The organism is Rhodoligotrophos defluvii (assembly GCF_005281615.1).
Taxonomy (GTDB): domain Bacteria; phylum Pseudomonadota; class Alphaproteobacteria; order Rhizobiales; family Im1; genus Rhodoligotrophos; species Rhodoligotrophos defluvii.
In genome coordinates, this window is the sequence record NZ_SZZM01000001.1 from 195392 (window position 1) to 209448 (window position 14057).

At 63.7% G+C, this 14057-nt stretch carries 12 protein-coding genes; 9 read left to right on the plus strand and 3 right to left on the minus strand.

Annotated features, from left to right (window positions below):
* Positions 1-21: 21 nt before the first annotated feature.
* From E4P09_RS00900 to E4P09_RS00910, 3 genes are read right to left on the minus strand one after another with little or no spacing between them, the layout of a single operon-like run.
* Complete coding sequence (locus tag E4P09_RS00900) at positions 22-798, minus strand: SDR family oxidoreductase (protein WP_137387714.1); 777 nt, start codon at positions 796-798, stop codon at positions 22-24.
* A 20-nt stretch (positions 799-818) separates the two neighbouring features.
* Positions 819-1619, minus strand: a complete 801-nt coding sequence (locus tag E4P09_RS00905) for an SDR family NAD(P)-dependent oxidoreductase (RefSeq protein WP_137387715.1) — start codon at positions 1617-1619, stop codon at positions 819-821.
* Positions 1616-2410, minus strand: coding sequence for an IclR family transcriptional regulator (locus tag E4P09_RS00910; protein WP_170984156.1), 795 nt, complete (start codon positions 2408-2410; stop codon positions 1616-1618). Before E4P09_RS00910 ends, E4P09_RS00905 begins: the two co-directional genes overlap by 4 nt.
* A gap of 129 nt (positions 2411-2539) precedes the next feature.
* Here E4P09_RS00910 and E4P09_RS00915 point away from each other — a divergent pair, with 129 nt between their 5' ends.
* The 9 genes from E4P09_RS00915 to E4P09_RS00955 all read left to right on the plus strand — a co-directional run bounded on the left by E4P09_RS00915 (position 2540) and on the right by E4P09_RS00955 (position 13936).
* Positions 2540-4624, plus strand: a complete 2085-nt coding sequence (locus tag E4P09_RS00915; RefSeq protein WP_137387717.1) for a hydantoinase/oxoprolinase family protein — start codon at positions 2540-2542, stop codon at positions 4622-4624.
* Positions 4621-6252, plus strand: coding sequence for a hydantoinase B/oxoprolinase family protein (locus tag E4P09_RS00920; protein ID WP_239024983.1), 1632 nt, complete (start codon positions 4621-4623; stop codon positions 6250-6252). The genes E4P09_RS00915 and E4P09_RS00920 overlap by 4 nt, the downstream gene beginning before the upstream one ends.
* Positions 6209-7021 (plus strand): cupin domain-containing protein, encoded by an 813-nt coding sequence (locus tag E4P09_RS00925; RefSeq protein WP_170984157.1) that lies wholly within the window; start codon positions 6209-6211, stop codon positions 7019-7021. The genes E4P09_RS00920 and E4P09_RS00925 overlap by 44 nt, the downstream gene beginning before the upstream one ends.
* 45 nt (positions 7022-7066) lie before the next feature.
* Complete coding sequence (locus E4P09_RS00930; RefSeq protein ID WP_137387719.1) at positions 7067-8056, plus strand: TRAP transporter substrate-binding protein; 990 nt, start codon at positions 7067-7069, stop codon at positions 8054-8056.
* Positions 8057-8113: 57 nt separating this feature from the next.
* Positions 8114-8707, plus strand: a complete 594-nt coding sequence (locus E4P09_RS00935) for a TRAP transporter small permease (RefSeq protein WP_137387720.1) — start codon at positions 8114-8116, stop codon at positions 8705-8707.
* 3 nt (positions 8708-8710) lie between these two features.
* On the plus strand, positions 8711-9988 hold the full coding sequence (locus tag E4P09_RS00940; RefSeq protein WP_137387721.1) for a TRAP transporter large permease: 1278 nt from the start codon (positions 8711-8713) through the stop codon (positions 9986-9988).
* Positions 9989-10308: 320 nt separating this feature from the next.
* On the plus strand, positions 10309-11901 hold the full coding sequence (ggt, locus tag E4P09_RS00945; RefSeq protein WP_137387722.1) for a gamma-glutamyltransferase: 1593 nt from the start codon (positions 10309-10311) through the stop codon (positions 11899-11901).
* Between the two features lie 43 nt (positions 11902-11944).
* A complete protein-coding gene (gene speB / locus E4P09_RS00950; RefSeq protein WP_137387723.1) occupies positions 11945-13039 on the plus strand; it encodes an agmatinase in 1095 nt (364 codons plus the stop codon).
* Between the two features lie 48 nt (positions 13040-13087).
* Positions 13088-13936: a transporter substrate-binding domain-containing protein gene (locus E4P09_RS00955; protein ID WP_137387724.1), complete on the plus strand. Its 849-nt coding sequence runs from the start codon at positions 13088-13090 to the stop codon at positions 13934-13936.
* The last annotated feature ends 121 nt before the right edge of the window (positions 13937-14057 follow it).

Consider the following 14057-nt stretch of genomic DNA (forward strand, 5'->3'; position numbering starts at 1 on the left):
AACGCCCCGCCTTGCCCGCGCTCATTGCAGCGCCTCCAAGTCACCGCAGATGCTGATCGCCTGTCCGGAGATGGAGGCGCCGTGGGGCGAGGCCAGATAGACGGCCATATCGGCCAGTTCGCTCGTCGGCACCAGTTTACGCATCGACACGAGCGCCAGGGCTGCTGCCTCCTGCTCATCGGCGGTGATGCCGCGCGCGGCGGCCTTGCTGGCGAAGACCTTGCGGATGCGCTCCCCGTCCACGAGGCCTGGCAACAGCGCGTTGGCGCGAACGCCATCCGGGCCGAGCTCCTTGGCAAGCGACTTGGTGAAGCCGACGACGGCCCATTTGGAGGCGGCGTAAGGCGTGCGCAGCGCGAAGCCGAGCCGGCCGGCCGCCGACGACATGTTCAGAATGCTGGCATTGGCGCTCCTGCGCAAATGGCGGACGGCGAGCCGGGTCAGATTGAACTGGCCGGAAATATTGACCGCCAGCGTCCGGTCCCATTCCTCCGGGTCGAGCGTTTCCACATTGGCCGTCGGTCCCGCGATTCCCGCATTGTTGATGAGGCAATCGAGGCCGCCGAGCGTGTCGATGCAGCGGTCGAACCATGAGGACGCGGCCGCCCGATCGGCCACATCGCACGGCGCCGAGGCGATCTCCGGGTCCGTTGCCTTCAAGGCATCGAGCGCATTCCGGTCGACATCTCCAATGAAGACGCGCGCCCCTTCCCGCACGAATGCCCGCGCCATCTCGAGTCCTATGCCCGAGGCTGCCCCCGAAATGGCCACCCGCAGGCCCGAAATACCCATATCCATGCGCTCGAACTCCCTCCCGTTCAGGCGGTGTTGCGCCAATACTCCGCTATCTTGTCCGCATGGGCCGGATCGTCGGCGCGGACGAAGCTGCCGGTCTCGATCTCCGCCGATGCAAGCCACACGAGGAACCGCGCGGATTGGCGCGGCGAGATCAGCAGCCCTTCGCGTTTCAGCCTTTCCAGCCGCGTGATCATCTGGTTCGCCACCCCGGGCCGCGTGTCGGCGAGGTTCTGCCGCACGATGTCGGTGTCGACGACGCCGGGATGTGCGGAGAGCACGGTGACGCCGCTATCCGCTGCTTCGGCAGCGAGAACCGCCGAAAACTGCACGACAGCGGCCTTCGCCGCGCTGTAGGCGGACAGCCCCGGCTGGACGTGTTTCGCCAGGCCGGAGGCGACGTTGATGATCCGACCCCGGCCGGCCGACTTCATCAGCGGAACGATACGCCTGCAGACCAGGAACGTACCCGTCAGGTTCGCAGCGATGGTATGGTGCCAGTCGTCCAGCGGCAGGTTCTCTACCTCGTTCACCAGCGGCTGCATGCCGGCGCAATTGAGAAGCACGTCGCAGCGCCCGCCCAATTCCTGGACCGCGGCGGCAAGCGCATCGGCGGTCGCCGGATCGGCGACGTCCCCGGTCACGGCCCGGCAATGTCCGCCCGCACCGGCAATGGACCGGGCAAGGTCTTCGAGCTCGGTGGCAGAGCGTGCATTGGCAACCACCCGGTAGCCGCGCTCGGCGAATGCCTCGGCGCACGCCCGACCGATGCCTTTGCTGGCTCCAGTGACGATCGCAACCGGCATGTCGTCTGTTGTGTTCATTTCGACCTCTGCATGGGAAGTGACGCCGAGATGTCGGCGGCTGCCTGCTTCAGCAGCGACAGGTGCTTCTCGCCGGGATCGCCCGGAAGGTCGTCGATCGAGGCGACGGTTGCCAGCGTTCCGAAGAGCTTGCCGCGGTGGTCGAAAATCGGCACGGCCGCCGCGTTGATCCCGGACATGATCTCGCCGGGCGCGATCGCCCATCCGCGCTCGCGCGCCTTCGCAACTTCGAGGCGCAGCTTCTCCGGGTCGACGATCGTGGCGGGGGTGCGCGGCGTCAGCGGCTCGGCCAGGGTCGCGGCAAGCAGCGAAGGATCGCCGAAGGCGAGCACGATCTTGCCCTGGGCGCTGTTATGCAGGCGGAGCGGGCTCCCGACCGTGATGCTGAAGGTAACCTCGCCTCGCCCCTGCACCTGTTCGATGGCAAAGAGGCGGCCGCGGTCGACCTGTGACAGGACGATCGAGAAGCCCAGCGCGTCGCGCAACCGCTCCATGATCGGGCGGCTCACGCTCAGGAAATCGTATTCGGTGGCCACTGCGTTGCCCACCTGCACGAACCGGACCCCGACCATGTAGCGCTGCGTGTCTTCCTCCTGCGCGACATAGCCCAGTTCCTCCAACGCCTTAAGATAGCGGTGGACCCGGTTCTTCGAGGTGCCGAGTTCCTTGGCGAGGTCGGTGACGCGTCCGAATTTTCCACCGAACGCCAGCTTCTCCAACAGCCCGATGGCGATCCTCACCGCCTGGATGCTGTCCGGCCCCCCAGCCTCCTTCAGCGTCGTCTTCGGCATCTTCCCCAGGCCCCGACATCCTCGTTGCGATTCACTGCCGGGCAGCTTGACAACAGCACGGCTCATATCACAAGATTAACAAAAATCAAACACCGTTCTATTGATTAGAACAAACGGGGTGGAGGCGGAATGGCGGGCGACATTTCCCTGGCCGTCGACATCGGAGGCACCTTCACAGACATCGTGCTCCGGAAGGGGAATGACATCTTCCTCGAGAAGACGCTGACCACGCACGAGGATTTGCTTGTCGGGTTCTTCACCGGCGTGGACGCGGCCATGGCCCGTGCCGGCCTGCAGGCCGGCGAGATGAACGGGCCGATCATTCACGCCACGACCGTGGTCACCAACGCCCTAATCGAGCGGACCGGCGCGCCGACCGCCATGGTCTTCACCCGCGGCTTCAAGGACATCCTGCGCATCCGAGACGAACGCCGCTATGACATGTACGACCCGCAGATCGAGTTTCCGCGACCGCTGGTCGATGCCGATCACACCTTCACCGTCAATGAGCGCATCTACGCCGACGGCACGGTCGGCCGCGCGGTCGACGACGCCGAGATCGACATGCTCTGCGAGGAGCTGGCCCGGCTGGGCATCGCCTCGGTCGGCGTGTGCCTGCTCCACAGCTATCGCAACCCGACCAACGAACGTGCGGTTGCCGCGGGAATTCGCAAGCGGCTTCCCGAAATCCATGTTTCGCTGTCGTCCGACATCGCGCCGCAGATCAGGGAGTATCTGCGTGCTTCGACGACAGCGGCCAACGCCTATGCGGTCCCGATCACCAAGCCCTATCTCGACAAGTTGGAGCGCACGCTGAGGGCGCGCGGATTCCCGAGCAACGCATTGATCATGCTCAGCTCCGGCGGCGTCGTCGCGCCGTCGACGGCAGGGCGGCTGCCCGTCCGCATGATCGAAAGCGGCCCCGCCGCCGGCGCGCTTGGCGCCACCCACGCCTCAAAGACGCTGTCCTTCGCCGACATCATTGCCTTCGACATGGGCGGCACGACCGCCAAGGTCTGCTTGATCCGCGACGCGAAACCGCTCGTCAGCGGCTATTTCGAGATCGACCGGATGTATCGCTTCAAGGAGGGAAGCGGTCTGCCGGTGACGGTGCCCTGCATCGATCTCATCGAGATCGGGGCCGGCGGCGGCAGTATCGCCTCCATCGACCCGCTGGGGCTGCTGAAAGTCGGCCCGCGCAGCGCCGGCTCGCGCCCCGGTCCGGCCTGCTACGGCCGCGGCGGCATCGACCCGACCGTGACCGACGCCAATGTCGTGCTCGGCACGATCGATGCGGGAAATTTCCTCGGCGGCAGCATGCCTCTCGATGCGGATGCCGCGGGGCGTGCACTGGAGAGCATTGCCGGTCCGCTCCGGACGGATGCCATCGGCGCCGCACGCGGTGTCTATCGGCTCGTGTGCGAAACGATGGCTTCGGCCGTCCGCGCGCACGCGGCCGAGCGCGGCGTCGACTATCGCGGTGTACCGATGCTCGCCTTCGGCGGCGCCGGCCCGGTCCATGCCTGCGAGGTCGCCTCGCTGCTGAAGAGCCGGACCGTGATCTTCCCGCCGCTGGCCAGTGTCTATTCGGCATTCGGCAGCCTGGTCACGCCGCCGCGTCTCGACCTGGTGCGCAGCGCGCTGCAGCCGCTTTCGGAGGTGGACTGGGACGCGGTGGAAAAGACGTTTTCCGAGCTCGAGGACGAAGGGCGGGACGCGCTGAGGGAGGCGGGCTGCCCGGACGCCAGCATCCGCTTCCGCTACGCCGCCGATCTTCGCTACGTAGGCCAGCACTACGACCTCCTGGTCGAGCTCGATCAGCGCCCGGCCGGCCAAGACGCCGCCGAGCACATCCGCCAGCGATTCCATAGCGACTATGTCAGGCGCTACCGCGTCACGCCCGACGGCGTCGACGTCGAAGTCGTCAACTGGAGGCTGACGGCGATCGGCTCCGAGGACCGCGTCCCGGAGATCAAGCTGACAGCGGACGCCCGGTCTGGGCGCGTGCGCATGCGCAAGGTTCATCTGTGGAACGATGGAGAGGACGTTCGGGTGATCGCGCGCTCCGAACTGGCTTCGCTCGGCAGGCTGCAAGGACCGCTGATCATCGAGGAGGCGGAGACCACGCTCGTGATACCGCCGGACTGGTGCGTACAGGCCGGGGCGCTGGGCGCCGTGATGGCCAACCGTCTCGGTCAGGAGCAGATCCAGTGATCGACTCCATCGCGCTCGAACTGATGTGGTCGCACCTGCGCAGCGTCGTGACGGAGCAGGCGAAGGCCATGCAGCGCATCGCCTTCAGCCCTGTCGTCCGTGAGGCAGGCGACCTGGCCTACGCGCTGTTCGACGCGCGTGGCCGGATCGTCGCCCAGGCCGACACCGGCACGCCCGGCCATATCAACTGTCTGGCCTTCACGGGCAAATATCTGCACGACAATTTCGGCTCAGAACTCGAGCCGGGTGACGTGATGATCACCAACGACCCGTGGCTGGGCGCGGGGCATTTCTTCGACATCGCGATCGTGGCCCCGGTGTTCCGCAACGGCCGGCTGCTCGGATATGTGGGATCGACAAACCACCATACCGACATCGGCGGGACGGGCGTCAGTATCGCCGGCGTCGACGTCCATGAGGAGGGCCTGTGGATCCCGCCGGCAAAGCTTTACGAAGCCGGCAAGCCCAACAGGGTCCTGCACGACATGATCCTGCGCAATGTGCGCACGCCGGACCTGCTTTCCGGCGACCTCGCCGCGCAGGTCGCGAGCGCACGATCCGGTGGGGAGGAGATCATCGAGCTGTGCGAACGGCACGGGATGGAGAACATCGAAGCCCTGTCCGACAACATCGTCGCGCTTTCCGAAACAGCCATGCGCGAAGCCATCCGGGCGTGCCCCTCCGGCGCCTGGACCGGAAGGACCTCCTTCGACGTCAACGGCGATCTCGAGATCGAGCTCGTGGCAACCGTCAACATCGACGGCGATGCGGGCGAGATCCTCGTCGATTTCACCGGGTCGAGCAGCCAGGTCGATCGCGGCATCAACGTGGTGCTCAACTATACTCACGCCTATTCGACCTTCGCTGTCCGCTCCTGCCTGACGCCGGACCTTCCGAACAATTTCGGCAGCATGGCGCCGGTGAAGGTGAAAGCGCCGAAGGGCAGTATCGTGAACTGCGAGTATCCGGCACCGGTCGCGGCGCGGCATATCGTCGGCATGTATGTACCGATGCCGATCCTCAAGGCGCTGCATGGCGTCGTGCCGGACCGGGTGCTGGCCGAAGGCCCCGGGGCCGTGTGGTCGGCACAGGTCAAAGGGCGCGATGCCGATGGCCGCAGCTATACATCGAGCCAGTTTTCCTTTGCCGGCGGCATGGGTGCGCGCATGGCGAAGCCCGGGCCGGATGCGACCTGCTATCCGACGGGCATCGGCGCAACTCCCCTGGAGGTCCTGGAGATGGAGGCGCCGGTGGTGTTCCATCACCGCGAGATCAGGCCGGGCTCGGGCGGGGTGGGACGCAGCCCCGGCGGCAACGGCCAGATCATCGAGTTTGGCGTGAGGACCGGGCGCCCGTGGAATCTCATCTTCTCCGCAACCGGCGTCTCGCAGGCCCCCGAGGGGCTGGACGGCGGCGGCAATGGCAGTCCGGGCAAGCTTCTGGTCAACGGCAAGACGTGGGTGGGCACCGGCCGCAGCCGGATGCAGCCGGACGACGTGGTGCGGATGGAAACGCCCGGTGGCGGCGGGTTCGGGGCCGCGCCGCAGGATGCAGGCACACAAAATCAAGCGAGAGGAAATGCGAATGAGCCGCAGGAAGGCGCTGAGATGGAGGGATCTTCCCACTAAGGAAGTTCTCGACGGCATGATGCACCGCGCCGCGTACCGGAGCGACGAGGCGCTGCTGACTTTCAACTGGATCGAGCCGGGGATGCCGCGCTGGATGCCGCACTCGCATCCGTTCGACCAAATCGTCATCACCGTGCGCGGTACACAGATCCTCGAGATCGAGAACGAGATCCTGAGGTGTCCGGCGGGGTCGATCGCGCGCGTGCCGGCGAATGCGAAGCACACCGGCTGGCCCGAAGGCGACGAGCAGGTGCTCAACATCGACGTGTTCGCGCCGCCGCGCCCCGACTATCTTCATTTCGCCGCGCACCAGAGCGAGTATCCGCAGCCTGAGCCGGGCTACCCGGTCTATCACCAGAATCCGAGAGCGGCCCCGCCGGGCGGCAAATGGATGGAGGACACAACCGGCCTGCTCTACCGCTGGGAAGACTTGCCGAAGACCTCGATCGAAGGCGGCAAGATGGAGCGGGCGGCCTTCCGGGGCGACCACACGCTCCTGTCGTTCAACTGGGTGCCGCCGCATACCGAGCGGATGACGCCGCACAAACACCCGTTCGACCAGCTTGTTCTCGTGATGTCGGGTTCACTGGCACTCGAGATCGAAGGCGAGGTTACCGAGTGCCCGCCCGAGTCCATCATCCGAATCCCTGCCGGCGCGACGCATACCGGCTGGGCCAACGGTGACGAACCGGTGCTCAATCTCGATGTCTTTGCTCCTGCACGTGAGGATTATCTCCCCCTCACGAAATACCAAAAGGACTACGCATAACACCGCCGGACGAACCGGCTGCGAGGAAACGCAAGGAGGAATGGAATGAAACGGATATGTCTTTCGGTCCTGGCGTTGTCGGCTGCCACGCTGTGGACGTTCGGCGCGATGGCGCAAACAGTCGAGCTTCGGCTCGCGCACGGCTCGCCGCGCGGCCATCAGAATGCGATGCATGCCGACATGCTGGCCGAAAAGATCAATGAGATCTCGGGCGGCGACGTCAAGGTGACCGTCTACGGCGATCGCCAGCTTGGCGACGACGCCGACATGATACAGCTCGTCCAGTCGGGAACGGTCGACATGGCTTACGCCTCCTCGGTCAATTTTCCGCTCACGCTCAACAAGGTCGCCTTCGATGCCCTGCAGCTTCCGGGACTGGCATCGAGCTACGAGCATCTTGGGCGCATGCTGGGTTCCGAGCCGGCGATCGCGATGCTGGACTCCCTCGAAGGGGACGGTCTCAAGGGCCTCTGCTACAGCGAGGGTGGCCTGCGTCACTTCCTCAACAAGGCAAAGCCGATCAAGACGGTCGAGGACTTCAAGGGGTTGAAGACACGCATCGTGCCGATCCCGCTGCATCGCGCGATCTGGCAACATCTCGGCGCCAATCCCGTGGGCGTTCCCTATGGCGAGGTCTACACGGCGATGCAGACCAATGTCATCGACGCGGTGGAGTTCAACGCGTCGTCCATAAACGCCGACAAGATCTACGAGAATGCGAAATACCTGACGCTGACGGCGCATTATTTCTGGCCGGGGCTGTTCTTCATGAACAAGGCCAAATATGACTCGCTGCCGCCGAAAGCGCAGGAAGCGATCGTGAAATCCTGCCGCGAACTGGTGCCTGCCTTCATGGAGACGGCGGCCGAGGCGGAGGGCGTGCTCCTGGACAAGCTGCGCGCAGCTGGCGTCGAGGTGCATGAGTTTACCGACCGCCCGGCGCTGCTTGAAAAGACGAAGCCAGTCTTTGACGAATGGTCCGGCAAGGATCCGCTGATCGGCAAGTTCATCGCCGAAGCCAAGGAACTGGAATAGTCCGCAGGACCGCGCCGGTCGAAGGGCTGGCGCGACGTCTTCTCCGGAGAGGGCACCATGGGCTTATCCGAGCGCAAGACGGCATCGTCCTTCGCCGAACGGCTGCTGCGCGTCTACAACCTTGCGGTGACTGCGATCGGCGTCGTGCTGATGACCACCATCGTGGCCGTCATGGGGTCCCAGGTGTTCTTCCGCTACGTCCTCAACGACTCGCTCATCTGGGCCGAGGAATTCAGCAGCTACATGCTGGTCCTGATTTCATTTCTGCTGCTGGGCGCGGCGTTCCAGCGCGGGGAGATGATGAATATCGAGCTGCTGATGGCACGCCTGCCGCCGCGCCTCCGTGCGGCGGCCAACGTCCCCATCTCCCTAGCCATGATAGGCTTCCTGCTGGTGCTCAGCTACTACAGCTATCGCTTCGCGCTGCTCAACCGTACAACGAGCATCCCCGCGCTTGATTTCATCATTTCATCGCTGACGGGCGAGACCCGCACGGTGGTGGTATCGCGCTTCTGGCTCTACCTGACCCTCCCAATCGGCATGTGCATCCTGGCGCTCCATCTGGCCGTCGCGATGATGCGCGATCTCGCCGTAGCCGTGGGACGGATGTCGCCGGCCGATCAACCACGGTACGCCGACGCAGGGGATTGAGCCATGGGGCTTTTTCTGGGCGGGCTCGCGGGCTACCTGCTGATTGGCGTTCCCATTGCCATGGCCCTGGGCATGGCGGCCTTCACCTACCTGCTGGTGACGGGGAGCGTCTCGATGATGATGATCTTCCCGCAACGCATGCTGGGAAGCGTCAACCAGTTCGTGCTGCTGACCATTCCGCTTTTTCTGCTCGCAGGCAATCTGATGAATCACGGCGGCATCACTCAGCGCATTCTCACCTTCGCCAATGCGTGCGTGGGCCACCGCAAGGGCGGCCTGTCGCTGGTCAACGTGGTTTCGAGCATGTTCTTCGGCGGCGTGAGCGGTGCGGCCGCGGCCGACACCTCCGCCCTCGGAACCATCCTCATCCCCGGAATGACCCGCTCCGGCTATCCGGTCGACTATGCTGCAGGCCTGACCGCGGTCTCCTCGGTGGTCGGCTCCATCATACCGCCGAGTATCATCATGGTGCTCTACGGCGTGCTGACCGGCACCTCGATCGCGCAGCTGTTCCTCGCTGGTGTCGTGCCCGGGATCATGGTCGGCCTCAGCCTGCTCGTTTATGCAGCGTGGGTCGCGGACCGCCGCGGCTATCCGGTGGCCGAGCGGATGTCGATGCCCGAGCGCTTCGCCTCTTTCGTGCAGGCCTTCCCGGTCTTGCTGCTGCCGTTCATCATTCTGGGCGGCATTTTGCTGGGCGTATTCACGCCGACCGAATCCGCGGCGGTCGCCGTCATTTACGCGCTGATCCTCAGCGCCGCCTACAGGTCGCTCAGCCTGCGCAACCTCATCGACGCGCTGTCGACGACGGCGATCATGACGGCGGGCATCATGTTCATCGTATCGATGGCAAGCATCGTGCAGTTCATACTCAGCTTCGAGCGCATCCCGGCGGAGGTCACGCAGGTCATCCTCGGCCTGACGGACAACCCCACGCTGCTGGTGCTTCTGATCGTCGGCTTCCTGCTGCTGCTGGGCATGTTCCTCGAGCCGATCGCCGCCATGATCATCTCGCTGCCGGTGCTGTTCGAAGTCGCACAGGTCATCAATCTCGACCCCATCCACTTCGGCATGATCGTGGTTCTGACGCTGGCCATCGGCCTCGCGACGCCGCCGGTCGGAATCTGCCTGTTCATCGCGTGCGCGATCGCCAACATCTCGCTGGAGCAAATATCGCGCGTCGCGCTTCCCATGATCGGTGTCGTGCTGATCGTTCTGCTTCTGGTGACATTCGTGCCGGCGCTTTCGACCGCCCTTCCCTCGATCATGCTGCCGCGCTGATCGACTGGAACGATGCCGCCAGCCCGGTATTGCATTGTCTTTGGACTTGACAGGCTCTCCGTTCGCATACGAGATTGTATGCAACTTGGGGATCGCGATCTCGCGCAAGAAAGAAATACGCGGCCGAGGGAGGAGTGAAGGCTTCATCCACCAGGGAGTGATATCCCCATACGCGAAATAGGGACGCAAGCTCGTCCTGGCCCCAGGCTCCGTTCCAACGGATCGACCTCGTGCCAGCCGTGCACGTGAGGAAAGCTCGCAGCCGGCGGCTGGCACCACTTCCAGTCTGCAATCGTCAGCCATTTGGAAACATCTGTTTGATGCGAAACTTTGAAATCCCAGGCCGATCTCTCGTCATGTCGCGGCGCGGCATGGCGGCCACGTCGCATCCAGCGGCTACGCTGACGGCAGTAAACGTTCTCCAGCGTGGCGGAAATGCGATAGACGCCGCCGTCGCAGCCTGTGCGGTGCAGTGCGTTGTGGAGCCCGGCTCCACTGGAATCGGTGGCGACTGCTTTGCGCTGCTGTCCAGAGGCGGGACCGACGACATCATTGGCTATAACGGGGCGGGGCGTGCTCCAGCGGCTGCAACGGCCGAGTGGTATAAGGCACAGGGCTATTCCGAGATCCCGCGGCAGTCCCCGCACGCCGTGACCATCCCGGGCGCGGTGGACGCATGGGCGACCCTGGTCAGAGACCATGGCACGAGGGATTTCGGCGAACTGCTCCAGCCGGCGATCGAGCTGGCGCGGGACGGCTATGTCATATCCCCGCGCGTCGCCGCTGATTGGGCCAATCAGGAGGCGCTCCTCCGCGGAAACAAGGACACGGCGCGGATATTCTTGCCGGGCGATCGCGTGCCCGCCGCCGGCACGGTACATCGTCAGCCGGAACTCGCGACCACGCTTGCGCTCATCGCCGAGCATGGGCCCGATGCCTTCTATCGCGGTCCAGCGGCAACGGACATGCTGGAGTGCCTGCAGGCGTTGGGCGGTCTTCACACTCTTGATGATTTCAAGTCGGCCAAGGGAGACTACGTCAGCCCGATCAAGACAAAATTTCGCGGGTATGAAGTGTTCGAGTGCCCGCCGAGCGGCCAGGGCGTCATCGCCTTGATGATCCTCAACATTCTCGCAGGCTTCGAGGCCAAGGGAGATCCCTTGTCCGCCGATCGTCTCCATGTGGAGATCGAGGCAACCCGTCTTGCCTATTCAATTCGGGATGCGGTGCTTGCCGACCCGGCGCAGGTCGATGTTCCGATTGAGTGGCTGCTATCGGAGAAGCTCGCCGAGCAGCTCCGCAGCCAGATCGATCTGAAACGGGCGTTGGAAGCCCCTCCGGCCTATATGCCGCCGAACCACCGGGACACGGTCTATATCACCGTCGTCGACAAGGAGCGCAACGCCGTCAGCTTCATCAATTCGCTGTTCCATCCCTTTGGCAGCGGGCTGGTTTCGCCGAAAACCGGTATCCTCCTGCACAATCGCGGGCAAAGCTTCGTGTTGGAACCAGGCCATCCCAACGCGATCGCCCCCGGAAAGCGGCCGCTTCACACCATCATTCCCGGCATTCTGGTCCGCGATGGAAAGGTTCAGATGCCGTTCGGGGTGATGGGTGGCCACTATCAGGCGATGGGCCATGCTCATCTCATGACCAAGATCATCGATTTCGGCCTCGATCTGCAAACGGCCATTGCGCTGCCGCGTCTGTTTCCGAAACCGGGCACCGATCAGGTCGAAGTCGAGGGGACCATGCCGCCGGACACGCGCATGGAACTCGAGCGGCGCGGCTTCAAGCTCGTTCCGCCCTCCTGGGCGATCGGCGGCGCGCAAGCCATTTGGATCGACTGGAATACCGGCGCTCTCTATGGCGGCTCCGACCACCGCAAGGATGGGTGCGCACTCGGCTGGTAGACCCGGAAGATGGCAGGACAGCTCCGGCTGGGAACGGTTCAGGATGGTTGATCTCAGCAAGCTCAGCAGGCTCCGTGAGAAATACGGGACGGCTGCGGGAGGTGATATTTTCGATCCCGCCTTCAGGCGGGTTGCCGAGCTGGTCTTCAAGGACGGCGACCGTCGTCCTGCGCCCTATGCAGGCGTGCCCACCCTCCTGAAAGCACCTTATCGGCCGGATGCACCCGACCAGCCGGGCTTCGGCGGTCTCGACATAGCGCTCATAGGCATACCGATGGATCTCGGTGTGACAAACCGGTCCGGCGCCCGCTTTGGCCCGCGCGCCGTCAGAGACGTCGAGCGGGTCGGCCCATATGAGCATGTGCTCCGGATGGTGCCGAGCGCCGTGTGCGAAATCGCAGATATCGGCGATGTACCGTTCCGCAGCCGGTTCGACCTGGCCACCTGCCACGAGGACATCGAGACATTCATCCGCCGGGCGGTTGACGCTGGCGTCTTGCCGCTCTCGGTCGGCGGCGATCACTCCGTCAGCCTGCCCATTCTGCGGGCGATCGGCAGAGATCGGCCGGTGGGCATGATCCATATCGACGCCCATTGCGACACCGGCGGTTCCTTCGAGGGTTGCAAATTCCATCACGGCGGACCGTTCCGCCAGGCCGTGCTCGACGGCGTCCTCGATCCCGAGCGGACCATTCAGATCGGGATACGGGGAAATTCCGAATATCTATGGGAGTTCTCGTTCGAGTCGGGCATGACCGTCATCCACGCGGAAGAAATTGCCGAACTGGGCCTTGGTGCCGTGATCGAGCGTGCCAGGGCAGTCGCAGGGGACGGCCCGACCTACGTTTCCTTCGACATCGACAGCTTGGACCCGGCCTTCGCTCCTGGAACCGGGACGCCAGAAATTGGAGGTCTCACCACGAGCGAGGCCCTGCGGCTGCTGCGTGGTCTTATCGACCTCAATATCGTGGGTGGGGACGTGGTGGAGGTGGCGCCGCAATATGACAGCACCTCGATCACGGCTCAGGCCGGAGCGCAAATGCTCTTCGAGCTTCTCTGCCTTGCTACAGGAGCCATTAAGTCGCGACGGGGTCGAGAAGGCGACCCGGGAAGCCTTGCACCGGGTCCACGCAGATAAACAAGAATAGGGCGCAAAGGCCTAAACAGTCATCGAGAGGGAGCGACAATGAAATTTCTTCGCGCACTTGCCGTGCTTTCCGCCATTGGCTTTTCCACCGGCCTTGCACAGGCTCAGACGGCACCATCGAAGATTACGATCGCTACGGAAGGCGCTTACGAGCCCTGGAACTTCAGCGGTCCGGGTGGGAAGCTCGAGGGTTTCGAGATCGATCTTGCCAACGATCTCTGCAAGCGCATGAATGTGAGCTGCGAGATCGTGGCGCAAGACTGGGATGGTCTTATTCCCTCGCTGAACGCGCACAAGTTCGACGCGATCATGGCGTCGATGATCGCGACGGACAAGCGCCGCGAGGTCATGGATTTCAGCCAGCCCTACGCATCTACTCTGGCTGGCATCATGGTGGACAAGTCCGGTCCGCTGGCGAACCTGCCCGGCGGAGGCGCGGTCATCGATATCAACAAGGATCCGGAAAAGGCGAAGCAGGCCATCGATCGCTTGAGGGAAGCTCTGAAGGGCAAGACAATCGGCGTCCAGGGCTCAACATCGAATGCAGCCTTTCTCGACAAGTATTTCAAGGGTGATGTCGAGGTGCGCGAATATAAAACGACGGAACAGCATGATCTGGATTTGCAGGCTGGCCGGCTTGACGCCATCGTTGCTCAGACGACTTCTTTGAATTCTACCCTGCAAAAGCCCGGGTATGACACTTTCGCCATCGTCGGTCCAGCCTTCACCGGAGATGTTTTCGGGGAAGGCATTGCGGTGGGCCTCCGGAAGGAGGACACAAAGCTCAAGCAAATGTTCGACGATGCGATCAGCGCGGCAATGAAAGATGGCACGCTCAAAGCACTTTCCGAGAAGTGGTTCAAAACGGACGTAACGCCCCGGTCTTGATCTCTGCATCTCGATTGCGAGCGTTCCCACACATAACGATGCCTTGCCAGGCTGATCCATGGTTATTCTGCGGCGAGAACCATTGCATTCTGCCTGGCGCCGGTGAAGGCAGCAACAGAAC